This window comes from Virgibacillus sp. L01, from assembly GCF_052246775.1.
Lineage (GTDB): Bacteria > Bacillota > Bacilli > Bacillales > Amphibacillaceae > Lentibacillus.
Genome location: NZ_JBQQCP010000006.1, coordinates 209,318 through 233,867, shown reverse-complemented (window position 1 = coordinate 233,867; position 24,550 = coordinate 209,318). Strand labels below are relative to the sequence as shown.

The following is a 24,550-nucleotide window of genomic DNA, read 5'->3' as shown; positions in this document are numbered from 1 at the left end:
CGTTTCACTCCTTTTAGAACAGCTTTTTCTCCTATTAGCGGAACGAGGATCCGCGTCGATTGTTCGGCGGATCCTCGTTCCGTTATCTGTTACAAAAACCGCGTTTGGAGCATGGTTCCGGATCCTCATTCCGCTATTTGCCTTTTTCAACCTACTATACCGTTTTTTTTAGCCATTTAGCGGAACCAGGATCCGTTTCACTCCTTTTAGAACAGCTTTTTCTCCTATTAGCGGAACGAGGATCCGCGTCGATTGTTCGGCGGATCCTCGTTCCGTTATTTGTTACAAAAACCGCGTTTGGAGCATGGTTCCGGATCCTTATTCCGCTATTTGCCTTTTTCAACCTACTATACCGTTGATTTCACCCATTTAGCGGAACCAGGATCCGTTTCACTCCTTTTAGAACAGCTTTTTCTCCTATTAGCGGAACGAGGATCCGCATTAACCTGTTTTTTGATCATCTCCCTTAAGCAAAATACACTTTCATAAGTCTCTAATAATAGAAAAATTATTTTTCCATAACACTAAACTTCGACAGAATAATCGAGTGGAGTGAATTATACTAAAGACAAGTTTATAAAAGGGAGAGTGTTTTATTTGAAAAAATTAGTTAAGTTACTGATTTTAATTTTAGTTGCAGGGTTACTGTTCACAACACCAGCTGTTGCCAAAGGCGGAAATGCTAAGGAATCCCTGGTATCCTTGGGCGACTCAATTCCATATGGATATAATTTAAATCAACATAACAAAACAACATCAAAGGATGCCTTTCCATACTTAATGGGTGATACCGGCGATCTACGGGTGCGAAATCTTGGTGTACCTGGCTGGACAACATCTGAACTATTAGCTTCAATGCAATCAGATCAAAAGTACCGGCAAGCAGTGAGACACGCTGACTATATTACATTAACAATTGGAAACAATGACCTGCTCCAGGCATTGCAGGCTGCACAAGCAGAGAGTGGTAGTGACCCGCTTCTTTTTATGGCCATATTACAACAAAAAATTAGCGACAGTAATGTATTTGGAAATATTGGTAAAATTATCAAAGAGGCTCGGTCACTTTCTGATGCTCCCATCGTTATTTTTAATGTGTATAATCCGTTTCAGGCAGATGATCCGTCGCATGATATCGGTTCACTGGTTTTACCTGGTATAAATAAAAATATTGCCGATTTAACAGCTGGCTATAATGCTAGGTACGGTAATATCCTGTTAGCTGATGCCTATGCTGCATTTGACCAAAGTCAGCAATCATATGTAATCCCAGGAGACATTCATCCTACAATTGAAGGTCAAATTAAGCTTGCGGAAATTGGATTAGATGCACTAGGCCTAAACGAATAACGTAATCCCGGGAAGGAGACAACCCTCTTTCCCGGTTTTTTTACGCAAGAAATGTACGCATTCCCAATTTCGCCCAATGTTGCATATACTGACTCTGTTAGAAAACTGGCATTCGCCAAGCCTATGGGCGAATTGCCTTAGTTGCACTTATGCAGTAAGAAAGTAGTTATACTTTCTTATCTGCTAAAAAAGAGGAGGTATATAAATTGTATAGAGATCAATATCAAACACCACAATTTATACCAGTAGATTATTATGGTCAACCCTATTTTGATTTTCGGCAACAGCCGAGTGTCCAGGAAGTTATGCAGACGCTTCGCTCACAGCACAACAACTTATATTCCCAGTTAGAACAGGCTGGAATGAACCGGGGTATAACGGATTATATTTTTTCACTGGCTGTTGGCTATACACTCAATCAGGCAAACACAAATCAGTCAGCGAGCCAAATATACAGTCAATTTAAAAACCAAGTTCCATGGCTGAACCTGTTTTTCAGACGTTTCAATGTATCACAGGATTTGGCAGACCGTGTCCTGACGAGAGTTATTGAAATAACGCTAAATCAGCTTGGGAATGGTCAAGGTCAGCCTGGCCAAGGCTGGAGCAGCTGGGAAAACTTAGGTGGCACACTAACTTCCGCCCCCACAGTAGCATCCTGGCAACCTAACCGGCTTGACGTCTTTGCAAGGGGGACTGGTGATAGCCTGTACCATAAATGGTGGAATGGAAACCAGTGGAGCAATTGGGAAAACCTTGGCGGTACATTAACATCAGCACCTGCCGCGGTATCCTGGGGGCCTAACCGAATTGATGTGTTTGCGAGAGGAACAGACCAAAGCCTTTACCACATATGGTGGAACGGAAACCAATGGAGTAATTGGGAAAACCTTGGCGGTACATTAACAAGCGCCCCTTCCGTTTCTTCACGACGGTCAAATCAGCTTGATGTCTTTGTGCGCGGAAGCAATCAAAGGCTTTATAAAAAAACATGGAACGGCTCTAGCTGGCAGGACTGGGAAGATCTTGGCGGTTCATTAACGTCAGCACCTGCTGCAGTATCCTGGGGACCTAATCGGATTGATGTTTTTGCGAGAGGGCAAAACCAGGATTTAATTCACAAATGGTGGGATGGAAATAACTGGAGTGATTGGGAAAGCCTTGGTGGTACATTAACGAGTCATCCCACTGTCTCATCACGCCGGCCAAACCGTCTTGATGTCTTTGTACGAGGAAATAATCAAAGGCTTTACAAAAGGTCATGGAATGGTTCGCGCTGGGAAAATTGGGTAGACCTTGATGGTACTTTAACATCAGCACCTGCTGCAGTATCTTGGGGACCAAATCGTACTGATGTATTTGCCAGAGGGCGTAATCAAAACCTCATTCATATATATCAAGGACGTTAGAGAAAAAACTATCCTCACATCGAATGTGAGGATAGTTTTTATTCTTTTACATTCGTATACTTTTTGGTTATATAATTGGAAGACATAACGGCCAAAAGCGCACCATAATCAAGAGAAAAAGTAACGTTATCTCCTACTTGTAAATTGACGTTCTTAGCATCGATAATTGTATGATCACTGCTAGACCCGAGAATTTCAATATCTAACTCTGGTGTTAGTCCCTTTACAAGAACGTCCTGCGATCCAAATGCAACAATAGCCCTGCGAATCATTCCACGATCACGAAACTGGGGTTCATTTCCAAACGCGTCCTGCCCTGTTTCTCCGTATGGTACAGATGGCTTTATTTTCGATTCAATCACTTCTGAAACGAACGTAAAAGCATCTGTAAATAAACCTGGAATTGCTTTTCGATCAAGTGTTTCACGCCCCAAATAAATGGATTCACCCAGTCGTAAATTATTGATTTTTCCGATATTTTCAGCAGCCGTAAACCAATTGTAATTAGCCGAATTCCCCCCTGAAATATATGAAAGTGGGAGAGAAAATTTTAGTTCAATAAGGCCAGCTAGTTTCGATAGGTCTGCCATCTTTTTTTCACTTGGTTTGACCCCTCCAAAGCAGGCGAAATTTGCACCAATCCCAACAATTTTAACTCCTGAAAGTTTTAGGATCTCCTGAACAAAACCCTCAAGGTCTGCAGGCATAATTCCTTCTCTTAAATCTCCCATTTCAACCATCAAAATAATTTCATGCACTGTATTGTATTTTTCAGCTGTCGTACTTAGCCCTTTAATAACAGCTAACTCCGTATTCATACTAATATCAGCATTTTTAACAACTGCATCAAGCTCACTAAGAGCAGGTGATCGTAGCAAAACAAATTGTGCGTTCACGCCTGCATCACGCATCTTCTTGATATTTTCTATTTTAGAATCTGCGAGTAGATGAATCCCTTTATTTACAAAGATTTTGGCGATATTCGGATCACCGCAAACAGTTTTTGTAACCGCCATGATTTCGATCCCTTTTAATCCATAAAATTGAACCAATTTCTCAGCGTTATGAGCGATCTTTCCAAGGTTAACTTCAACCCTGGATGTGGCAGGTGCCGCAGTACCAATCAATTTACGAGTACTTTATTCTTTTTCCTTGCCAACTCCGGATAAGTTGTAAATAATGTATCTATTAATTTGTCACAGCCATGCTTAAGCACATCCGTCGCAGGAAGCTTCAGATCCTTTTCATACGTAGTGACAGCCTCAGAAATCTCTGTATCCGACATATTTTCATGATTGATGGTTACCCCAATCACCTTTGATTTTGAAAAAGTTTCAATGAGTTCAATTTCACTTTGTATTGTTGGCATTTTCATATAGTCAAAATCACCTAAGTTTTTCCGCTTCGGTGGGTGCTGAACAATAATGGAGCTTGGTCTTGATCCCCTGATTATCGAACAGGAACTAATGTATGCGGGGTGACTTAGTGCCCCTTGGCCTTCAACAATAATAATATCCGGATTATCATTATCATAAGCTCTCATAACTTGATTTTCAATCTCCCCTGTCATAAATTGTGAAGGGATTGCATCTATTGCTACGCCGTACTTTGCACCTTGAATTAAACCAGTTTGACCCGTTGCAACAAAAGCCACTTTCAGACCCATTTTTATTAATGCTTCTTCAAGAATTACCGATGTTGTTCGTTTACCAACTGCGCTGTCCGTGCCAAGCACCGCAACGGTAGGTGTATTGATATCGAGAATTCTTCCTGAAAATAAATGCATATCCTTTTTTTCAGGCGGCTTTCTTACGTCATTGATCATTACGCCATACTTTATTGAATGTTTCACAAATTCTTCATCGTTTGTAAAAAATTCATGCAGGGTGTTTACAATACTCATCCCTTGTTTCATTGCTTCTAATACAATTTCACGTTCATAACGTTTCAAGAATGCTTCTGATGGTGCTATCCCATAAATGAACTGATCAGGTACTTTAGATAACTGTAAAAGGGCTTGCTCAAGACTTGCGAATATAGGGATGTTGTTTGGCTTCCCTTCTAAATAATCACCAGCGTCGACACCAGCTTTTGTACTGTCGATTACTCCAACAACCTGGTATTTATCCGATCTGCGTACAAGGCCGTTTGCAGTTTTGCCATCCATTGTACCGAACATGTTCTCACAATAAACTATTGCTGTTTCCTTCATAAACTTCCACTCCTATAGATATTTTAAATTATTTGGTAATTTTTACCATATAAAGGCAAATAAAAAACCCTTTCATCTAGTAAAAATCGACATACGAAGAGCCAAGATACTAATCATGCAAGGATTGTTTTTCGAGGTATTTAGTTTTTTAGTCTACATTTATAAGTATAGCACAGTTAAGGAAATAATATGTCTTTTTTTGAAAACTTGGCTTTTCACCAGGACTTAATAGTGAAAGCCTCCTATGCAGGAAGAAAAGGTAACCCTCCTTTAAGCTGGATGAGTTACCCTTTTAAAATTAGTACATCGTCAGTTTTCTCTGAATCACACCAAGGTCCTCTGGTGTTCCACTTACCAGGATTTTGTCGCCATCCTCTAAGGTGGTGTTCCCGTGAGGAATAACTACTTTCCCATGTCTGTATATGTGTAAGATCAAGGATTCCCCCAGAAATGGCAGATTTGTAATTGGTGTCTGATCATAATAGGAATGATTGACATTAATTTCCCTAATAGTTTTGTTATGGTTCGTAATAAGCCGAACAATACCCGGATTATCAATAAGTGCTTTTAATAGCGTTCTTGTTGAATAGAGCATCGAGTATACTGTAAATCCTTCCTCAGATAACTCATCCTGGAGATTTTTATTTTCAATCCGTAAAATAATTGTTTTTATACCTTGTTCTTTTGCATGACGGCCAAGATCAATGTTAGTTAAATCGTCGTCTGATGCAATTACAATTTTATCTGCCTTGAATGCATTTTGTTCCTCCAGAGATCCTATCGTTAACTGATCGACATGTATATGCGGAAATGAAAATAACTCTGTACCGCGTACAGTCTTAGTACTATACACTCGCACAACTGCCTTATCCTCCATCTTATCTCTTGCGACCAGCATTGTTGCATCATTGGCTCCAATAATAGAAATTTCTAATTGTCTTGGACGATAATTTGATTTTGGAAATAATTTTGTGAACGTAATTGGCGAAATTAGACAGGTTACGATGGATACTAGAATAATAGCTCCATTTAAGACCTCGTTAATCACACCTAATTCAAGCGCTATTGAGGAGGCTGCAATTACGAGACTTAGCTTCGATGTTGTTAAGATACCTACGCTAAAAACTTCTTTCCATGAGTACCACTTTTTCAATACTAATGCCGGAATTACTTTAGCAAGATACATAAATAGTAGTAAGAGCGGCATTAATAACAGGATTTTTTGATCCACAAACAGTTCCCAAATGTCTAACCCCACACCAACCATTACGAAAAAGATGGGGATTAGAAAACCAAATCCGAAAGAGTCCAACTGGTGGATAAATTCCTTTCTGGGTGCAAGTAAAGATATGATAACACCAGCAAGAAACGCTCCCAATATATTTTCTGCTCCAATCGTTTCTGACAGAGAAACAAACAATAAAATTAGAGCAAATACCCCTCTGGTTCCCAGCTGTACTGTTCCTTTTAAAAGGTTATCAAACAGTTCAAAGTTGAAATACTTTTTAATTGTTCGATAGGCAAGAAAAACGGCCATGAAAAGTACTAATAACAGTAATACCCTCATACCTTCCTGATCTTTGAACATGGCATATACCGTTAATAGAATCATAGTTGTAAAATCTGCAATAACGGTGATCAGTAAAATAATTTGACCGAGAAGCCCATCCGTCAGATTCTTCTCTTTAATAACTGGAACGACAATACCAAGTGACACTGTTGAAATAATCAATGTCATTAAGTAAGGGTCCTTAATTAAACCCAACAGAACCAGTACACAGGATAGTGCGAATGACACACTAATAATTAAAGCAAAGATAACCAACGAAACCTTCACAGGATCCGGAGAATTTTCATCTTTCTTTTTCTTCTTTTTAAAAACACTAAAATCTATTTCTAAACCACTGATAAACATAAGGAATATAAACCCAAGCAGTGAAAGCAACTCAAGCAAAGGATCCCCTGAAATAATATTAAAACCGCTTTTTCCGATAATCAGCCCGGCAATAATTTCGGCGATAACGACTGGAATAAACCGTAAATTAAACCGCTGCAGCAAAATTGGAATAAAAAAGGCAATCCCGACCACGATCATTAATGATGTTAGTGATTGATGTTCCATAAAACACCCACTTTGAATTATGTGATAAGAATAAGATTAACGAATGTTCACAGTTTTTACAATAATATTGTTTTTTTCATGGTAAACAAATGGATACAGTGAAGGGTAGGCAAATGGGATAGACAATCTTGAAAGAAGAATTATTTTGAAGATAAATTTATTAGTTTTTCATTGGGACAATTCGTTCTATTTGTAGTAACACGGAGAGTACGTGAATGAATGCTTCATATATCGTGGCATCTTTCATGTGGTTTTTATGGTGATGATCGAACGTCACTGCAATTTCTTTTCTCGATGCATAATCGAAATGGTAAAAATCAATAATTGGAAAGTATAATGCGTCACCAATGGGAATTAAAGTCCCCATTACGATTTCACCGGTTTTTGGAGGAACTGCTGTGGGATCATAAACCATGACATCTATGGTTTTTGTTGTCAGCATATCTATCAGGACAAGCACTCGGTCATTATATTTGTAACCGACATAGTAAAATTTGGGTACTGCCTTGTCCCATTCTCTTAACCACGATGTGATCAAAGGCTTGTCATTAAGTCTATGAGCATTTTCAGCAATATAATCTTCCACACAACTTTCTGAGACATCCTGGCTTGAATGGTATAATACTTGCCACCAAAATAGATTCATTTCTAATACCTGACGTTTTTCACTATCTGGACAATGTTCATCAATAAATTCCTGTAACATTAGACTGTACTCCGTAAAATTTCGTTCCAGCACATACCATGTGAAGTCTCTAAATTCCTCTGTCAGTAAAACCTGCCTCATTTCATCAGGAATCGGATAATCATGCCGGAATTGCTTTGCCTTTGATTCGGACTGCGCAAATTCCGCCACCTTTTCTATTGGTCTTTTCTCCATAAAATCAATCCTTTCTTTTTTAGATACACTAAATTTAATTAGACATTAATCTGCATATTCCTCTTTTTATTTAATAGTTTTTCGAAGTCTGAATTGCAGCTCTCGAAATTCACCCAAAACATTTCCCGCAAAATTTTTTGACAGAAATAAAAATATTTTAACAATCTGGTTTTCTAATCCCTGTCATAGCGCCAAACAGAAGTTGGCATGAAATTTGCTTGTAATAGGTGGAGCATAAAAACAACAAAAACAATAACGTTTTTATGTCGCTTAAAAGTGCGGAACGATTTATAGGGGGTGACAACAAGATGAATCAGAGTATATGGGAATTCTTAGTAAACTATCAGGATCAGTTGATTAGTCTAACCATCGAACACGTAAAACTTGTAGGCCTAGCAATTTCAATAGCAATTGCTATTGGTGTGCCTCTGGGAATATATTTAACTACTAATAAAGGACTTGCCGATTTAGTACTGCAGTTAGCTTCCATCATGATGACAATTCCGAGCCTTGCTTTTTTTGGAATTATGATGCCGCTGCTTGCACTAATTGGACAAGGAATAGGATTTGTACCTGGGCTAATAGCATTAGTTCTTTATTCACAACTTCCTATTATAAGAAACACATATGTGGCGATCAATAACGTTGACCCAAATATTCGAGACGCTGCTAAAGGGCTTGGGATGACGGTATGGCAGCGATTGAGAATGGTAGAAATCCCTAATGCTATGCCTATTATTATGGCAGGTGTCCGTATGGCTGTTGTTTACAGTATTGGAATCGGAACTATTGCGTCATTTATAGGGGCAGGGGGTCTTGGAGTAATTATTAACCAAGGAATAGCCAGAACGAACTTTAACATGATAATCGCTGGAGCTGTTACCGTAGCCCTTTTAGCCATTTTAGTTGATATGCTTTTAGGATTATTACAGAAATGGTTAACACCTAAGAGTATTTAAAACATAAAAGAGGGGTGAAAGAAAAATGATAAATTTTTATAATATAACAAAAACCTACAATGGCGACACGAAAGCAGTCGATGATATAAGTTTTAACGTTCCTGAAGGTGAAACAGTTGTTTTGCTAGGACCATCTGGCTGTGGCAAAACCACACTATTACGAATGGTTAATCGACTGATTTCATCGACAAGCGGAACCATATCCGTCAACAATCAACCTATTAACTCTTTAGACAAAATTGAACTGAGAAGAAAGATAGGTTACGTCATACAAAGTAATGGGCTATTTCCTAATATGACCATCGAAAGGAACATTATGGTTGTCCCTGAGCTTTTAGGCTGGGATAAAGGCAGGAAACGGAAACGCTACAACGAGCTAATGGGATTAATGGGGATGGATGCCGATCACTTTCGCAGTCGATATCCACATGAACTTTCCGGGGGACAACAACAACGAATCGGTATCGCCCGTGCAATGGCAGCTGATCCTCCTGTATTACTAATGGATGAACCATTTGGTGCGCTTGATCCGATCTTGCGTAATAGAATCCAGGATGAATTTTTACAGATTCAAAGAGAAGTAAATAAAACCATTTTATTTGTTAGTCATGATATTGATGAAGCAATCAAAATGGGTGATAAGGTGGCAATTTTCAATTCAGGGAAACTAGTACAGTATGACCGTCCTACTGAAATACTTGCCCGCCCGAATAGTGACTTTGTTGCTAAGTTTGTTGGTAATGACAGAGCATTGAAAAGTCTAAGTCTTCATCTAGTAAAAGACCTGGTTGCATCACAAACTCTATTACCAGCAGATGTTACTGCAAAAGACTCTAAACCTATTAATCTGAATAGCAATTTAAAAAATGCATTATCTATTTTGCTTAACCAGGAAGCGGAGCAGTTGGTCGTATTAGGTAATGACAATAGCCCATTAGGTGCAATCACGTATGAACAGATTGTTCAATATATGCATCATGAAATAAAAGGAGAAGAGTCAGAACTGGGAGTGACAACATGAAAAACCGTTTCGTTGTAAATTCCATAAAAGTTTTATTTACTATCCTGGTAATTAGTTTTTTAACATGGGCTATTCAAAATAATTACTTTAGCCAAATTAGTGACCAGCCAGAAAAGTTTTTCTATTTGTTAAGACAACATGTACAACTTGTTGGGTTATCATCATTACTTGCTCTGCTCGTTGCCATTCCAGGAGGTATCTTTCTGACAAGGCCCAAATTTCGAAAGGCGGAATGGATCATTGTCAACCTGTCAAACCTGGGCCAAACGGTACCAAGTTTAGCCGTACTAGCTCTGTCTATTGGTTTCTTAGGACTAGGATTTATACCGGCAGTATTTGCCTTATTTATTAATTCAGTTCTGCCAATTTTACGTAATACAATCGCCGGGATTGATTCTATTGACCCCGAAATAATAGATTCTGCAAAAGGAATGGGATTCAAACCGCACCAAATTTTGTTTCAAGTCGAACTGCCAAATGCAGCATATTCGATAATGGCCGGAATTCGAACAGCTATTGTCATTAATATTGGTACCGCGGCATTGGCATTCTTAATTGGCGGCGGAGGATTAGGTGTCTGGATTATTACCGGAATTCAAATGTTTGATAATTCATATCTATTCTCAGGTGCAATTCCCGTAACCATATTAGCTATCTTAGTAGACTTTACACTTCGTATCATCGAAAAGGTTATTATCCCTGAACATTTACGTCGGTCAGTGGCAGAAACAGAAAATTAATTTATAAATTACAAAATTATTAGGAGGAACATATTATGAAAAAAACAATTTATTTACTTTTATCATTAGTACTTTTAGCTGGGATTCTTTCGGCTTGCGGAAATAGTGAAGCATCAGGAAATGAAGAAAAGAAAATTACCATTGGATCCAAAAACTTTACAGAACAATATTTATTGTCTAAAATTACGGCACTTTATCTTGAAAAAAATGGATTTGAAGTAGAAGAAGTTAGTGATTTGGGTAGTTCTGCTCTGCGAAAGGCATTGGTAAATGAGCAAGTTGACTTTGTATGGGAATATACTGGTACAGCACTTGTTAATTATTTAGGAAAAGACCCTATCGCAAAGGCTCAGGAATCTTATGAGGCAGTAAAAAAGGCTGATAAAGAAAATAACATTACTTGGATGAACATGAGTGAAGTAAACAATACGTATGCTATTGCTATGGAAAAAACTGATACGAAAAAACTAGGGATTAAATCACTTAGTGATCTGGCAAATTATGTTAACAATAATCCCGGAGAACTTACTTTTGCATCTGCACCAGAATTTGCTTCTCGTGAAGATGGTTTAGTGGGTCTGCAAAAAGTTTATGACTTTAAATTTGGATCTGGAAATGCCCCTACGATGCAATATGGCCTGCAATATGAGGCTATTAATAAACAGGAGCTCGATGTCGTAGAAGTATTTTCAACAGATGCACGTGTTAAAGAATTTGATTTAACTATATTAGAAGACGACAAGCAGTTTTTCCCAGCGTACTACGCAGCAGTTGCAGCAAGAGATGAAATTGTAGAGGAGTACCCTGAGCTAAAAACATTAACTGCTGAACTAGCTGAAGTACTTACTTCAGAAGTTATGACAGACCTCAATTACCAAGTAGAAATAGAAGGCAAAATGGTTGAGGAAGTTGCTAAGAACTGGTTAGACAATAGTGGCTTGTTAAGTAAATAATACTAAAAATTAAAAGTCGCCTGAGCATATGTACAGATAATAAGTACATTAAGGCGACTTAACTTTTATTGGAGGATATAGTCATGAAAATAACAGATATAGAGATTAAACATTATGTAATTCCTTTAGAACCGCCATTTAATGCAGCATGGGATCCGGAGCCCAGGAAGAAATTTGCATCAACCATTGTTTATATATATACCGATGAAGGACATGTTGGCATTGGGTCAGGAGATTTAATGCTAGGTTTTAAAGGGCATGAAAACCTGTTCATTGGAAGAGATCCCTTTGAAATAGAAAGACATTTTCAAGTCCTTGAAAATATTGACCTGCATTATGGTCGCTGTTGGCCTGTCGATCTTGCCCTTTGGGATTTAATGGGGAAAGCAACCGGCAAACCCGTTTATAAACTGTTGGGTGGTCGTTCTAATAAGATTGATGTGTATGTCTCCACTGGTGAAATGGTGGCAGCCGAAACTCGCGCAAAACAAGCGGTTCAATTTGTGGAAAAAGGCTTTAAAGCAATGAAGATTCGCTTTCATCATGAAGATGTAAACGAGGATATTAAAATTGTCAAAGCAATTAGAAATGCTGTTGGAGATAAAATTGAAATTATGGTTGATGCTAACCAAGGGTGGAAAATGCCATGGGATACGGAAGTACCTTGGGATTTGAAAAAAGCTTACCAGGTAGCGAAAGAATTAGAACAACTAAACGTATTTTGGCTTGAGGAACCACTCCCATGCCATGACTTTGAAGGAATGGCAAAATTACGGGAAATGACGGGGATCCGAATTGCTGGAGGCGAAATGAACCGACGTATGCATGATTACCGTGAAATGAATAAACATGGATCATTGGATGTATATCAGTCAGATGTTGCTTTAACTGGAGGCATTACTGGTGTCAAGAGAGTAGCTGAAATGGTACAAGGGAATGGAGCATGGTGGAGTCCACATACTTGGAGTAATGGAATTGCACTAATGGCTAATCTGCACCTGGCATGCGCAATAAGCGATGGCCCTTACGTAGAATATCCCTTTGATCCACCAACTTGGACGCCAGAGAGAAGAGATTTTGTACAAGCAAATAAAATAATTGCTCAAGATGGAGCGATTGTTCTATCTGACAAGCCTGGTCTTGGTATTGAGTTAGATGAAGATGCCTTAAAGAAATATGAGATTGATTCCGTATATTTATTCGGGGAATGATATAATAGATGTAACGTTTATTAAAAGGTGATAAAACTAATGTTATACAGTAAAAAACGGAATTTATTAATCATTTTCTCCATAATTGCTATCATTCTTATCGTAATGGTTTCTGTTAATGATCAGACAACTGAAAACCCTGATACACCGGATGATGAGGTGAAGGGAGAAGTTATTGTTGGCGGGAAAGATTTCACAGAGCAATTTATATTATCTGAAATAACCTCCATTTATCTTAAAGAGAACGGATACTTAGTAGAGGAAGTAAGTGACATTCCACATAGTAAGGTTATCCGCTCAGCGCTTTTAAATAATCATATTGATTTGTACTGGGAATATACCGGTACAGCATTTATGAATTATATGGAATCACAGTATTCAACTGCATTAGTCGACCAAGTCTACACTAAGGTGAAAAATTGGGATGAACAAAATAATGTTAAATGGCTACAACCTACAGATATCAATAACTCATATGCATTAATCATGAGCAAAACGAATGCAGATAGGCTGGGGATTCACTCAATTTCAGACTTGGCTCAGTATATGAACGAACAGAATGATCAATTGAATTTTGCTGTTAATCAGGAATTCCTTGTTCGGGATGATGGGTTAGATGGGTTAGAAAAACATTATGATTTTCAGATTCCGCCAAATAGCCTTAAAAATATAGATACTGGTTTATTTTATAAGGCATTAGAAAATGGAAGAGTAGATGTTTCTCTTGGTTATGCTACTGACGGTTATTTAAAAAACAAAGGCCTTGAAGTCCTAAAAGACGACAGAGCTTATTTTCCACCTTATTATGCTGTCCCCACTATAAGAGAGGAAACATTGGAAAAGTATCCAGACATAAAGAAGCTATTACACGATCTTTCGGACCACCTAAATCATAGAAAAATGATTAATTTAAATTATCAGGTGGATGTTCGACATGCTAATATATCGAAAGTAGCACGGGAATGGTTGATGTCAGAAGAGCTCATTCCCAAAATTGATTTAGAATTATTTGAGGAGACGGGAAAATAACTAAAGCTTTCCAGAATAATAACAGGATAGGATGTTTAGAACGTTCATTTTCAATTGTTGGGACTAATATGAACTTGATATAAACTGCGACACATACTAGGAGAACCGATTGTAGTATTTAGTGTGGCTTTCTGACCACGCAGTTGGAATATACTCGCGCACCAAGGGCTCACCACGAGCCTTCGACGCACAGGACGTGCTAGTGCAGACGTTGCCACAGGACGTGGCGTACTTAGTCTGCCTCGCTCGCAAAGGACGCTCCCTGTGGGGTCTCTTAGGATCGCTGTCCCACAGGAGTCTCGCATATTCCAACTGCTGGTTTAAATTTAGCAGTTAAGAAAGCATAAATCCTTTCTTACTGCATAAGTGCAACTAAGGTTTTCGCCATTAAGGCTTAGCGATAAGCCAAGTTTTCTAAAAATCTTGTTATTATCCATTACCATAATCATTTGTTAACTTCTAGGATAAATTGAGCACACCAGCGTAGGAAATACATGGAGACTCCTGCGGGAACCGGCTAAAATCGGTCACGTCCTGTGACCAACGCCGGTACTAAAACGTCCTGTTCGTCGTAGCAACAGCTGAAGATCCCGCAGGAAGCGGTTTTTGCTTCCGAGGAAGCTGAAGCGTTGCCCGCGGAAAGCGGAATGTATTTCCGAAGCGGTGTCATAGCGATAAAGTTTTCTCTACAGTACTTAGTAGTTTATGTCCAATCAGAAATAATAATAAATCCGAACTAATTCGAATTCCATTTCAAGAATTTTGAATTATAGTTCGGATTTCACTTTGACTGAAACACTTTTATCCCAGCCTCCCTTTGTTAAGGTTATATTAATTATCAAAGGTTGCAGATTTGTTCATCTTATAGGAAAGCAACTGCCTTGATATTCCAAGTAGCTTGGCAGCTTCTGCTCTATTCCCATTCGATTTCTCTAAAGTGGACAAAATAACTTGCTCTTCAACTTCATTCAAATGCTCCGGAAGTGTTTTGGTACCCTCGGTGACATCAGATAATGCAGACTTGGATTTTTGCAATTCCTGCGGCAAATCATCAGTGGACAATTCAGTGCCTTTACTTAATACGACTGCCCGTTCAATTGCATTCTCTAATTCTCTGACATTTCCAGGCCACTCATAATTCATTAGCGCCTTGATAAAAGACTCCGTAAGCTGGCATTCTTTGCTATGAATTTTTTTGTATTTGTCTAAGAATCGATCAGCGAGTAATTCAACATCCTCTATATGCTCCCTTATAGGAGGTATATAAATATCAACTATTTTTAAACGGTAATATAGGTCTTCTCTAAAAGTTCCTTCTTCTACCATTTCTTTTAAATCCCGGTTCGTTGCCGCGATGATTCGAACATCCACTTGCTTGGTCTCATTGCTTCCAATCCGCATAAATGTTTTATCTTGAATAACCTGTAATAGTTTTGCCTGTAATGTAAACGGAACCTCTCCAATTTCATCCAGAAAAATAGTCCCCTCATCAGCCGCTTCAAACTTTCCTTTTTTACTCGTGTTCGCTCCAGTAAATGCACCTTTTTCAAATCCAAACAATTCACTTTCCAGCAGGTTTTCCGGAAGGGCTGCACAGTTGATAGTAAGAAACGGAGCCTTATTTCGGCCACTTACCTTATAAATCATACGTGCTACCATACTTTTGCCAGTTCCACTTTCCCCTTGTAGCAAAACAGTAGCATTCGTATCAGAAACTCTTTCAATTATTTGAAGGATTTGTTTCATTTCCGGACTTGATCCGATAAAGCCTGACCTTGAACTTATTTCCTTTAGTTCGCTCTTTAAATCCTCATTTTCCCTCTTTATATCAATCCATTTTTGCGCCTTTTGAATAACAACTTCAATCTCTTTTATTTTGGCGGGCTTGCTAATATAGTCAAATGCACCTGCCTTCATAGCTGAAACCGCACTTTCTATATCCCCATAGGCTGTCATAATTATTATTGCTTTATCAGGGTAAGTCGACGAGAACTCCTCTAAAAGTTCTAATCCCATGGTGTCTGGCAGCCTTAAATCCAGGAAGACAATATCTATAGGATTTTCCTCCAATTTATCCCTTGCTTCCTCACCATTTGAGGCAGTATAAATAACATAATTTTTCTTTTTAAAAGACGAGGATAATATTTTTAATAATTTAATTTCATCATCGACAAATAGTATATTGTTCAAGTTATATCCTCCTCTGTTATATTTGGCAATTTAATAATAATTGATGTTCCTTTTCCTTCTTGACTTTCGGCCCAAATCTCACCATTGTATCGCTTTACTATTTCATGTGAAATAGACAAACCAAGTCCTGTTCCTGTATTTTTCGTAGAGTAGAACGGGTTAAAAATCCACTTTAATTCTTTTCCGGGAATTCCTGGGCCTGTATCACTTATCTCGACCTTCCACTCCTCTTCAAGCTCCTTAATGCTAACCGATAATATGCCTCCATCCTTCATCACCTGGATACTATTAAGCAATATATTAAGGAACACCTGTGTTATTTGATTTCGATTGCCAGATACAAATGAATCAGCAGCATCGTAGGACCTATTCACAACAATATCCTGAAATTCGGTATTCTTGCCTAAATTTTGGATTAACTCTTCTATGACTTCAGTAATATTAACTACCTCAGTTTCACTAGAACTTTCTTCCCCTTTTGTCAGTTGTAAAAAGTCTGTTAATAAATGATTCATTCGATCAGAGGTTTCCATAATATCATTAGCAAGGTCCTGAACCATATTAGAGTCAATTTCCTGTTCATTGTCTGTCTCTAAGGTTATTGCCTCTGCAGCCGTTTGGATTATATTTAGCGGGTTTTTAATTTCATGTGCAATGCCAGCAGTTAACTGACCCAGCGATGACAGTCGCTCCCTTTGTTTCAAGTAATCTTCCATTTTCTTAATATCACTCACATTACGGATAACCATTATTGTCCCGAGATGTGTATCGGTAGGTGCTTTAAACACGGAAGAGTAGATTTTTACAGTTTGTCTGCTGCCATTCCTGTCATAAATGTAGCTTTCATATTCATCTAATTCTTTACCTTCTTTTAATGTTTTAGATAATATAAATTCACTATTTGGCGGACTTGAAGGAAAATCGAAAATGGATTCCCCAATCACTTCTTCCTTTTTATACTTGGTAAGTTTTTCTGCACCATTACTAAACGATGTAATAGTTCCGTAGTAATCTGTGGTAATAATACAATATGGGATAGACTCGAGAATATAGAAAAGTTTACGTTCCTTCTCCGTTAACTCAGTAGCCATTTGTTCCAATACTAATGATAAATCCTCTATCTCATCTTTTGTTTTTAAATGATCAAAATTAGTTCGCTTGTTCTCCTTATATTCATTCACCTGTTTAACTAAGTTTAAGATTGGTTTTATAACTTTGGATGCACCTATAAAAGTGAGAAATAGTGCAATTAAAAATACAACAATAAACCCTTTAATTAGAAGTGACTCGAGGGAACGTGCAGGAGCCATTGCCTGGCTTTCCGTTTCACCAACAACCAGCCCTAATTTTCCTAACAATAAAGGTCTGTATGTTGCTATCATTTTTTCATTAAATAACGACCCTTGCCACAATCCGAAGCGGTCTTTTTGTAAATTCTCCGTTAAAGGATGATTATCCAGATCGGTGCCTATGTATTCGTTATTACTATGGGCTAAAACTACCCCATTACGGTCAACAATCATATTTATTCCAGCACTACCAATTACAAACTTCTCCAAATAACTGGAAAGTGTATTGAGATCAAGATAAGCAATCACCCCACCTTGGAATTCAACATCATTCTTCAAAGAAGGATAGGCTATTGCCAGTGTTTTTTTACCATTTGGAAGCTCCATTATTGTGGATATGTAAGGTGTTTTACTCCAAGAAAGACGATCCCTTATAAAGCCCACTTGATTGGGCTCCTGGTAGTTAAGTTTAGGTACATAACTTAATACATTGCCATTCTTATCAAATACTTTTAATTGGAGATATAGAGGATCATTTGAAACGATGCTCTCCATCTCTGACTTGTAAGCTTGTTGGTTTTCCCGCGTGTTATAGTATGAAGAAATTCTCAGGTCATTAAGGATTGTTGTTAATTTCGAATCAATATAATTTCCGAGTGTTTTAGAAGCTAACTGATCACGTTGTTCAACCTGTTCTCGAACAGAAGTATTAACGATGTTCACCGTAATTATATATAGAGAGGACAGAACAAAAAGGATAACAACAAAAACAATCAAAGAATATCGTTTAGTTAATCTGGTCTTAAGAAAATGCATGATAGATCTCCTGACTATTATCTCTTACATATATTATAACATCTACGACTATGAGGAGTACTGATTACAACGAATTACCAATGGTGAAAAATGTCATCGCCCACAAATGTAAATCAGCCCAGGTAAAGAAGTTCCGTATTTTTATACTCAAGTATAATTTATTAATCATATGTTCGCTGTTAAGCTATACAAAAGTATAAGGGGGAATTGACTCCAATGAAAAAATTTATAACTGTTTTATGTCTATCCTTCGCTCTCAGTATATTTTTAGCAGCGTGTGGATCTGATGAAGGAAAATCAAATTCAGAGGCAGATACCCAAGAGGATGTTAATGCTAGTAACACTGATGAAACAGATAAAGATAAAGCAGAAAATGAACAGGATGATGACGCAGCTCAGGAAGAGGATGAATCAGCATTACCAGAGGAAGTTCCATCAGACCTTCCTTTTCCATCTGAAGCCAATTTACAGGTTCAATCATATGATACAGCTGGGCACAAACAATATGTGGTAGGTTTTTCGTTTTCAGAAGAAATTAACGGGGTCTATAATACGTTTAAAGATTATGCAGAAAGTAATGGATACGACATCATCACAGAAGATAATGAAAACAACGGCTTTGAATCAATGAAAGAAACTGATGCAGGTCCAACGACATTTGGCGTGAATTTTTCAGATATGGGCTCAGTTAAAACGGGAACTGTGAGTTTTGCTATTCCATTAGAGTAGACATTAAGATCCCGCCTACAGCGAAGCTCTGAAAAGTTTTTGATGGTTTGCCTTCAGCGGAATGAGGATTCATCTCACCCTTCCGAGTGCACCTTTTCTACTAAATAACGGAATGAGGATTCACTTCGATTGTTTGGCGGATCCTCATTCCGTTATTTGCTTGAAATCAATCGTTTTAGGCTTGGGTGCGGATCCTCATTCCGCTATTTGTCATTTTTGCCTCAAATTTTGCTGATTTTCTGCTATTAGCGGAATGAGGATCCGTCTCGCCCTTCCGAGTGCACCTTTTCTGCTAAATAACGGAATGAGGATTCACTTCGTTGTTTGACGAATCCTCATTCCGTTATTTGCTTGAAATCAATCGTTTTAGGCTTGGGTGCGGATCCTCATTCCGCTATTTGTCATTTTTGCCTCAAATTTTGCTGATTTTTTGCTATTAGCGGAATGAGGATGGAAAATAGCCAACAAGACGGATAATTGTCAATAACCACAAGGTAAGATATGCAACAATGTTAATATACAACAGTATTGTGGAAATAGACTCCATCCCCAATAGAAATGATCCAATTGATAATGCCCCAGTAGCCATAACCAATGCGAAATAGCCCGGGAAGAGATCCCGGGCCTGCTGCTTTAAAAATTTAATCATTGCAAGTCAACTCCCTGAAATTAGGACATTATTCTTCACCTAGTTCCTATCTTATCATTTTCACTTCACTTATAATCACAAACCCGAAATTAACTTTCCAGCTAATTAACATGTTATCCTTTAAATACACTACTATCATCGGGGTGATTAAATGAAAATAGGGATTATTGGATTGGGTGATATTGCCCAGAAAGACTACTTGCCTGTTCTCTCGGAAAAAGAGGGTATCGAACTTGTGCTTTGTACTCGAAATGAAGACACGCTTAACCGTTTATCGGAAAAGTATAGAATTCATGAAAAGGTTCAAATAGTAGATGAACTTATTTCAAAGAATATTGATGCTGCATTTGTAAGTACTGCTACAGAGGCACATTTCAAAATAGCTGAAAAATTACTTAAAAGCGGCATTCCTACATATATAGACAAGCCAATATCTATGAATCTTCACGAAACAAATAAAATAACAGAGCTCTCAAAGGAAACAAATACATTAGCCATGGCAGGTTTTAATAGAAGGTTTATCCCGAAAGTTAAAGAGCTAAAGAAACATGGTAAACCAAGCCTGGTACTCATTCAAAAAAACAGATTTTCCTTACCCGATTATATACGAAGATTTGTTGTAGAAGATTTTATACATGTTGTTGATACACTTAGATTTCTAATGGATACAACTGTTTTGGATGTAAAAGTAGAGAACTTAAAAAATGGCGAGATGCTTGATCATCTGGTCATACAGCTTATCGGCGAAGGTTGTACTGCTATAGGAATTATGAACAGGAACGGCGGCGTTACCGAGGAAATCATTGAATATTCTACTAGGCATGACAAATATGTCGTGAACGGTCTTGTCGAGACAATCCACTATCACGATAAAGAAATTAATATTACTAAGACCGGTGATTGGGAGCCAACATTATATAAACGTGGTTTCTATCAAATAGTAGATCATTTTATCGATTCCGTAGAAAACAACAACAAACCTGACCCGTCTATTGATGACTCGCTGATCACTCATGAAATTTGCGAAAGAATTGTGAAACAGATTGACCAAGATGCTTAATAATTGGCACAAATATATAATATCCCAGTTGATGTAACTGGGATATTATACCTTAACTGGATATGGAGCTTATTTAAAATACACTTTCTCAACGTTGTATTTTGATTTTAGTTCATTAATAATATACGTTTCATAAATCTCTCTGTGGGCAGGATCCCTAACAATACAAACTTCAATCTTGCTTACTTCATCCCTGTGCAATTTAATCGGTGACACATTATCATTAAAATGCTTTTTAATTCGTGGTCTTAACTTCCTTGCCTTACCAACAAACAATAGCTCCTGATTGTCGTTGTAAAACATGAAAATTCCACCCTTATCTCTTGTGATCAGGTGAAAATCAGTAAATCCATAAATATTACTTTGCTCCGGATTATCCTGTTTCGTTATGGTAACATCTGGTGTTGGAATCGTTATATTTATCACGTATGCTCACTTCCTCTTCCTGCGTTGTTGTGTAAATGCTATCACAAATCGACATGTATTACTATTTCCTTAAGCCAAATCGTATTAAATAAAAAAAACTGGCACCCACCCTTTTCAAAGAGCAAATGCCAGATTTCACTAGTGACTTGAGTAGTTTACTATATGGGATAGATGATATATTAATGAATTCAAGCATTCAAAGACTTAACTATGTGCAAGCTTCTTTTCACTTAAATCCAACGCCTCCACTATTGAAGCATGAATTTCCCGAAAAAGCTCTGGGTTCTCGACTAGTGAAACGCCATAAGAAGGAATCATTTCTTTTATCTTCGGTTCCCACTCTTTCAAATATTGCGGGAAGCATTTTTCTATTACCTCAAGCATGACGTGAGCGGCAGTAGAAGCTCCCGGAGAAGCGCCAAGCAACGCTGCTATCGAACCATCAGTGGATGTGATTACCTCAGTACCGAATTGAAGCGTTCCTTTGCCGCCTCCCTCTGTATCTTTAATAATCTGCACACGTTGGCCCGCTACTACTAAATCCCAATCCTCAGTTTTGGCATTCGGGATAAACTCTCGTATTTCTTCCATACGTTTTTCTTTTGATAACAGAACCTGTTCGATTAGATATTTTGTCAATGGCATCTCTTTTGTTCCTGCTGCCAACATCGTTACGAGGTTATTCGGTTTCACGGTATTCACCAAGTCCAGCATGGAACCAGTTTTTAAGAACTTTGGTGAGAAGCCAGCAAATGGTCCGAACAACAGTGATTTTTTATTATCAATATATCTTGTGTCAAGATGTGGAACAGACATTGGCGGTGCACCAACCTTAGCCTTGCCATATACTTTTGCTTGATGCTGTGCTACTACTTCCGGATTGTTACACACCATAAATTGCCCGCTTACCGGGAATCCTCCAACATGTTTTGATTCTGGAATACCGGTTTTTTGAAGTAGAGACAGACTGCCGCCTCCACCACCGACAAAGACGAACTTAGATGTATGGTATTCGATCTTGCCGTTAACGTTATCATGTACTTTTACTTCCCACTTGCCGTCGCTGGTACGCTGGATATCCTCAACACTGTGCTTGTAGTTTACCTCAACATTGTTACTATCCAAGTGGTCAAACAACTTGCGCGTTAATGCACCAAAGTTAACATCTGTTCCAGAGTCGACTTTTGTAGCCGCTATTGGTTCATCGGATTTACGGCCTTCCATAATAAGCGGAATCCATTCCTTCAGCTTTTCAGGGGTATCGGAAAATTCCATCCCATGAAACAGAGGATTCTTTGATAGCGCTGCAAAACGTTTTCTCAAGAACGTTACATTTTTTTCTCCACGCACAAAACTCATATGAGGTAATGGCATGATAAAGTCCTGTGGATTACGAATAAGATTGCTGTTTACAAGGTATGACCAAAACTGTCTTGAAAGCTGAAACTGTTCATTAATTTTTACAGCCTTACTAATGTCTATAGATCCGTCGGGTTTTTCGGATGTATAGTTTAACTCGCACAGTGCAGAATGGCCAGTACCCGCGTTATTCCATTCGTTAGAGCTTTCTTCTCCTGCTTTGTCGAGCTTCTCAAACGTTGTAATTTCCCATTCCGGTGCCAATTCTTTCAATAATGAGCCCAAAGTTGCACTCATAACTCCAGCACCAATTAAGATAACGTCTGTTTCTTTAGGCATGTTACTCATATTTATCATCCTTAAAACTTAAAATTTATTTAAAGATTGTAGGCGCGACCAAGTCACAAACCTTACATTATATTCTCTATTATATTGTATCATATTTATTTAAAATTTAGCTTAACAAACTAAAAATGGAGGAGATTGAATTTATACCATCCCCCCTTCTCTTTCATACAAAAAACCATCGTTACCCTTAATACCCTGAGCGAATATTTCAATCACCTTGTCCCATACTAAGTCCAAAAAGGAGGGACATTTCATGGCAAAACGAACAAAGAAGAATGACCCGCAGCAAAAGAATAAACAAGGATTTGATTCCAGTAAAACAGATTCGGAATACTCTAAGGAACTCGGTAGTGCGGCTGCAAATCAGGCACACAAAGAAAAAGCTAAAAAAGAACGAGCATCAAAAACGCAAAATTAGTAGAGAGAATATAAAAAAGGAGTTTTAGTAAATATGTCTAAATCTAAACAACAACAAGAACGGGAATGGAAAGACAGAAAGCAATCACAAAACCCACACGGGAAAGTTAGATCTTTTGAAGAGATAGCTGACGAAACACGGAGAGATGGGAAGAAGTAGAGCGGTAAGAATGTTAGAAAACGAGGCATTCGTTAATGGGATTCTTAAGAATGCTTTCTTAGAACCCTTTATATTCTGGAGTGCAAGCCTAAATATAAATAACCCATTTTTTATTGACGGAGATGTAACTGCTAAAGATCATCATTGTGAAATTTGGACCGATTGTGAAAAATAATACGTTACGTCTTGTGAGTTCAGCTTAAGTGAATTTAGTGTTGCAGATTCGAAAAAAACAATCGAAGTGAATCCTCATTCCGCTAAATAGCTGAAAAAGTGCTCTTGGAAGGGTGAGACGGATCCTCGTTCCGTTAAAAGCAGAAAATCAGCCAATTTTGAGGTAGAAATGACAAATAGCGGAACGAGGATCCGAACCCAAGCTTAAAATGAGGGTTTTTAAGGAAATAACGGAATGAGGATCCGTCGAAGCAGTAAACCGGATCCTCATTCCGTTTAGGATAGATTTTTAAAGGTGTCTTTGCCTTTTGGGGCCAAGACACCTTTATATATTGGATGGATCAGCGTGATGCTATCCTTTTTCATCCACATCTTCCAAGGGTATGTATTTAAATATTTCCCCAGATTTAGTGAGCTTGGTAAGCCGCTCTAGCCAATGATAATATATCAAGGCATCATCTAGTTGTTGATAATCTAACCTGGCTCTTTCTCGTAATGTTTCATCTGTTTCATTATTTTCAATTACCTCATTGAGTTGTTCCTGTGATTTCCTAATACTAACCAAAAACATACTCACTTCGCGTTCCCATTTCATACCAAAGAAATTAGAGAAATAATTGAAGAAGTTTTTTTCAGCCATGAATGAATCTTTTCTCGAGCCTTTCTGCCATACCTTTTGAACGATATTAATTTCTTGAAGCCTTCTTACAGATGTACTCATGCTTGGTTTACTCATGCCGAGTGCTTCTTTCATTTCATCAAGGGTAATTGGCTGATGTTTAAAATACATCATTCCGTACAGACGTCCGACTGAAGGAGTAACACCATAAAGATCCATCGTTTCAGAAATCGTATTAACCATCATATTTTCGGCTAGGTCGATTTTTTCTTTGGCTTTTTCATTATTAAAATTATTTACGTTTCCTTCCATTGCGGCACCTCTTTTTTTTGGAAAATAATAAGAGCATTAGATACCTTTTGCTTGTTAAATTCATTTATAATTAATTAAATGTTTCTTCCATCTTATAATGAATAGTAATGTTATGC

23 protein-coding genes are annotated in these 24,550 nt (G+C 38.0%); 13 read left to right on the top strand and 10 right to left on the bottom strand.

Features of this window, described 5'->3' with window-relative positions; translation table 11 throughout:
• The first annotated feature begins 597 nt into the window (after window positions 1-597).
• Together ACTWQM_RS13195 and ACTWQM_RS13190 are read left to right on the top strand one after the other, a co-directional pair.
• The gene (locus ACTWQM_RS13195) at window positions 598-1,350 is read left to right on the top strand and encodes an SGNH/GDSL hydrolase family protein (RefSeq protein WP_443258627.1); all 753 of its coding nucleotides are present in this window, start codon (window positions 598-600) and stop codon (window positions 1,348-1,350) included.
• A 206-nt stretch (window positions 1,351-1,556) separates the two neighbouring features.
• A complete protein-coding gene (locus tag ACTWQM_RS13190; protein ID WP_443258626.1) occupies window positions 1,557-2,759 on the top strand; it encodes a sialidase in 1,203 nt (400 codons plus the stop codon).
• 38 nt (window positions 2,760-2,797) lie between these two features.
• Here ACTWQM_RS13190 and ACTWQM_RS13185 read toward each other — a convergent pair whose 3' ends face one another.
• The 4 genes from ACTWQM_RS13185 to ACTWQM_RS13170 all read right to left on the bottom strand — a co-directional run bounded on the left by ACTWQM_RS13185 (window position 2,798) and on the right by ACTWQM_RS13170 (window position 7,973).
• Window positions 2,798-3,886: an alanine/ornithine racemase family PLP-dependent enzyme gene (locus ACTWQM_RS13185; RefSeq protein ID WP_443258625.1), complete on the bottom strand. Its 1,089-nt coding sequence runs from the start codon at window positions 3,884-3,886 to the stop codon at window positions 2,798-2,800.
• On the bottom strand, window positions 3,883-4,971 hold the full coding sequence (locus ACTWQM_RS13180; RefSeq protein ID WP_443258624.1) for a DUF1611 domain-containing protein: 1,089 nt from the start codon (window positions 4,969-4,971) through the stop codon (window positions 3,883-3,885). The genes ACTWQM_RS13185 and ACTWQM_RS13180 overlap by 4 nt, the downstream gene beginning before the upstream one ends.
• 298 nt (window positions 4,972-5,269) lie before the next feature.
• Window positions 5,270-7,093 carry a cation:proton antiporter domain-containing protein gene (locus ACTWQM_RS13175; protein ID WP_443258623.1) on the bottom strand — a complete coding sequence of 608 codons (1,824 nt, stop codon included), beginning with the start codon at window positions 7,091-7,093 and terminating at the stop codon, window positions 5,270-5,272.
• Window positions 7,094-7,253: 160 nt separating this feature from the next.
• Window positions 7,254-7,973, bottom strand: coding sequence for a hypothetical protein (locus tag ACTWQM_RS13170; protein WP_443258622.1), 720 nt, complete (start codon window positions 7,971-7,973; stop codon window positions 7,254-7,256).
• A 308-nt stretch (window positions 7,974-8,281) separates the two neighbouring features.
• Between ACTWQM_RS13170 and ACTWQM_RS13165 the strand changes: the two genes are divergently transcribed.
• From ACTWQM_RS13165 to ACTWQM_RS13140, 6 genes are all read left to right on the top strand, one after another.
• Window positions 8,282-8,932, top strand: coding sequence for an ABC transporter permease (locus ACTWQM_RS13165; RefSeq protein WP_443258621.1), 651 nt, complete (start codon window positions 8,282-8,284; stop codon window positions 8,930-8,932).
• Window positions 8,933-8,957: 25 nt separating this feature from the next.
• Window positions 8,958-9,953: an ABC transporter ATP-binding protein gene (locus ACTWQM_RS13160; RefSeq protein ID WP_443258620.1), complete on the top strand. Its 996-nt coding sequence runs from the start codon at window positions 8,958-8,960 to the stop codon at window positions 9,951-9,953.
• Window positions 9,950-10,693, top strand: a complete 744-nt coding sequence (locus ACTWQM_RS13155; RefSeq protein WP_443258619.1) for an ABC transporter permease — start codon at window positions 9,950-9,952, stop codon at window positions 10,691-10,693. Before ACTWQM_RS13160 ends, ACTWQM_RS13155 begins: the two co-directional genes overlap by 4 nt.
• A 35-nt stretch (window positions 10,694-10,728) precedes the next feature.
• Window positions 10,729-11,646 carry a glycine betaine ABC transporter substrate-binding protein gene (locus ACTWQM_RS13150; RefSeq protein WP_443258618.1) on the top strand — a complete coding sequence of 306 codons (918 nt, stop codon included), beginning with the start codon at window positions 10,729-10,731 and terminating at the stop codon, window positions 11,644-11,646.
• Between the two features lie 83 nt (window positions 11,647-11,729).
• Entirely contained in the window at window positions 11,730-12,857 is a 1,128-nt protein-coding gene (locus tag ACTWQM_RS13145; RefSeq protein WP_443258617.1) for a mandelate racemase/muconate lactonizing enzyme family protein, read from the top strand.
• A gap of 39 nt (window positions 12,858-12,896) precedes the next feature.
• Window positions 12,897-13,886: an ABC transporter substrate-binding protein gene (locus tag ACTWQM_RS13140; RefSeq protein ID WP_443258616.1), complete on the top strand. Its 990-nt coding sequence runs from the start codon at window positions 12,897-12,899 to the stop codon at window positions 13,884-13,886.
• An 831-nt stretch (window positions 13,887-14,717) separates the two neighbouring features.
• Here the strand turns inward: ACTWQM_RS13140 and ACTWQM_RS13135 are convergent.
• The gene (locus ACTWQM_RS13135) at window positions 14,718-16,076 is read right to left on the bottom strand and encodes a sigma-54-dependent transcriptional regulator (protein ID WP_443258615.1); all 1,359 of its coding nucleotides are present in this window, start codon (window positions 16,074-16,076) and stop codon (window positions 14,718-14,720) included.
• Window positions 16,073-18,181: an ATP-binding protein gene (locus ACTWQM_RS13130; protein ID WP_443258614.1), complete on the bottom strand. Its 2,109-nt coding sequence runs from the start codon at window positions 18,179-18,181 to the stop codon at window positions 16,073-16,075. Before ACTWQM_RS13130 ends, ACTWQM_RS13135 begins: the two co-directional genes overlap by 4 nt.
• 216 nt (window positions 18,182-18,397) lie before the next feature.
• Between ACTWQM_RS13130 and ACTWQM_RS13125 the strand changes: the two genes are divergently transcribed.
• The gene (locus tag ACTWQM_RS13125) at window positions 18,398-18,910 is read left to right on the top strand and encodes a hypothetical protein (RefSeq protein WP_443258613.1); all 513 of its coding nucleotides are present in this window, start codon (window positions 18,398-18,400) and stop codon (window positions 18,908-18,910) included.
• 436 nt (window positions 18,911-19,346) lie between these two features.
• Here ACTWQM_RS13125 and ACTWQM_RS13120 read toward each other — a convergent pair whose 3' ends face one another.
• Window positions 19,347-19,559 (bottom strand): SLAC1 family transporter, encoded by a 213-nt coding sequence (locus ACTWQM_RS13120; RefSeq protein WP_443258612.1) that lies wholly within the window; start codon window positions 19,557-19,559, stop codon window positions 19,347-19,349.
• 151 nt (window positions 19,560-19,710) lie between these two features.
• On the opposite strand from ACTWQM_RS13120, the gene ACTWQM_RS13115 reads away from it, so the two are divergent.
• The gene (locus ACTWQM_RS13115; RefSeq protein ID WP_443258611.1) at window positions 19,711-20,619 is read left to right on the top strand and encodes a Gfo/Idh/MocA family protein; all 909 of its coding nucleotides are present in this window, start codon (window positions 19,711-19,713) and stop codon (window positions 20,617-20,619) included.
• A 69-nt stretch (window positions 20,620-20,688) separates the two neighbouring features.
• Here ACTWQM_RS13115 and ACTWQM_RS13110 read toward each other — a convergent pair whose 3' ends face one another.
• Both ACTWQM_RS13110 and ACTWQM_RS13105 read right to left on the bottom strand, forming a co-directional pair.
• Window positions 20,689-21,045, bottom strand: coding sequence for a nucleotide excision repair endonuclease (locus tag ACTWQM_RS13110; RefSeq protein ID WP_443258610.1), 357 nt, complete (start codon window positions 21,043-21,045; stop codon window positions 20,689-20,691).
• Between the two features lie 204 nt (window positions 21,046-21,249).
• Window positions 21,250-22,752, bottom strand: a complete 1,503-nt coding sequence (locus ACTWQM_RS13105; protein ID WP_443258609.1) for a malate:quinone oxidoreductase — start codon at window positions 22,750-22,752, stop codon at window positions 21,250-21,252.
• A 253-nt stretch (window positions 22,753-23,005) separates the two neighbouring features.
• Here ACTWQM_RS13105 and ACTWQM_RS13100 point away from each other — a divergent pair, with 253 nt between their 5' ends.
• The 3 genes from ACTWQM_RS13100 to ACTWQM_RS13090 are packed head-to-tail and all read left to right on the top strand — an operon-like array spanning window position 23,006 to window position 23,504.
• The gene (locus tag ACTWQM_RS13100; RefSeq protein ID WP_443258608.1) at window positions 23,006-23,170 is read left to right on the top strand and encodes a hypothetical protein; all 165 of its coding nucleotides are present in this window, start codon (window positions 23,006-23,008) and stop codon (window positions 23,168-23,170) included.
• A gap of 33 nt (window positions 23,171-23,203) precedes the next feature.
• Window positions 23,204-23,329: a DUF6254 family protein gene (locus ACTWQM_RS13095; RefSeq protein WP_443258607.1), complete on the top strand. Its 126-nt coding sequence runs from the start codon at window positions 23,204-23,206 to the stop codon at window positions 23,327-23,329.
• A 10-nt stretch (window positions 23,330-23,339) separates the two neighbouring features.
• Window positions 23,340-23,504, top strand: a complete 165-nt coding sequence (locus tag ACTWQM_RS13090; protein WP_443258606.1) for a hypothetical protein — start codon at window positions 23,340-23,342, stop codon at window positions 23,502-23,504.
• Between the two features lie 351 nt (window positions 23,505-23,855).
• Here ACTWQM_RS13090 and cudC read toward each other — a convergent pair whose 3' ends face one another.
• Complete coding sequence (cudC, locus tag ACTWQM_RS13085; RefSeq protein WP_443258605.1) at window positions 23,856-24,434, bottom strand: choline uptake/conversion transcriptional regulator CudC; 579 nt, start codon at window positions 24,432-24,434, stop codon at window positions 23,856-23,858.
• Window positions 24,435-24,550: the final 116 nt, after the last annotated feature.

Coding starts and splice junctions, on each gene's coding strand:
- ACTWQM_RS13180 (WP_443258624.1), bottom strand. CDS start 4,971: ATGAAGGAAACAGCAATAGTTTATTGTGAGAACATGTTCGGTACAATG.
- ACTWQM_RS13175 (WP_443258623.1), bottom strand. CDS start 7,093: ATGGAACATCAATCACTAACATCATTAATGATCGTGGTCGGGATTGCC.
- ACTWQM_RS13170 (WP_443258622.1), bottom strand. CDS start 7,973: ATGGAGAAAAGACCAATAGAAAAGGTGGCGGAATTTGCGCAGTCCGAA.
- ACTWQM_RS13165 (WP_443258621.1), top strand. CDS start 8,282: ATGAATCAGAGTATATGGGAATTCTTAGTAAACTATCAGGATCAGTTG.
- ACTWQM_RS13160 (WP_443258620.1), top strand. CDS start 8,958: ATGATAAATTTTTATAATATAACAAAAACCTACAATGGCGACACGAAA.
- ACTWQM_RS13155 (WP_443258619.1), top strand. CDS start 9,950: ATGAAAAACCGTTTCGTTGTAAATTCCATAAAAGTTTTATTTACTATC.
- ACTWQM_RS13150 (WP_443258618.1), top strand. CDS start 10,729: ATGAAAAAAACAATTTATTTACTTTTATCATTAGTACTTTTAGCTGGG.
- ACTWQM_RS13145 (WP_443258617.1), top strand. CDS start 11,730: ATGAAAATAACAGATATAGAGATTAAACATTATGTAATTCCTTTAGAA.
- ACTWQM_RS13140 (WP_443258616.1), top strand. CDS start 12,897: ATGTTATACAGTAAAAAACGGAATTTATTAATCATTTTCTCCATAATT.
- ACTWQM_RS13130 (WP_443258614.1), bottom strand. CDS start 18,181: ATGCATTTTCTTAAGACCAGATTAACTAAACGATATTCTTTGATTGTT.
- ACTWQM_RS13125 (WP_443258613.1), top strand. CDS start 18,398: ATGAAAAAATTTATAACTGTTTTATGTCTATCCTTCGCTCTCAGTATA.
- ACTWQM_RS13120 (WP_443258612.1), bottom strand. CDS start 19,559: ATGATTAAATTTTTAAAGCAGCAGGCCCGGGATCTCTTCCCGGGCTAT.
- ACTWQM_RS13115 (WP_443258611.1), top strand. CDS start 19,711: ATGAAAATAGGGATTATTGGATTGGGTGATATTGCCCAGAAAGACTAC.
- ACTWQM_RS13105 (WP_443258609.1), bottom strand. CDS start 22,752: ATGAGTAACATGCCTAAAGAAACAGACGTTATCTTAATTGGTGCTGGA.
- ACTWQM_RS13100 (WP_443258608.1), top strand. CDS start 23,006: ATGGCAAAACGAACAAAGAAGAATGACCCGCAGCAAAAGAATAAACAA.
- ACTWQM_RS13095 (WP_443258607.1), top strand. CDS start 23,204: ATGTCTAAATCTAAACAACAACAAGAACGGGAATGGAAAGACAGAAAG.
- ACTWQM_RS13090 (WP_443258606.1), top strand. CDS start 23,340: ATGTTAGAAAACGAGGCATTCGTTAATGGGATTCTTAAGAATGCTTTC.
- cudC (WP_443258605.1), bottom strand. CDS start 24,434: ATGGAAGGAAACGTAAATAATTTTAATAATGAAAAAGCCAAAGAAAAA.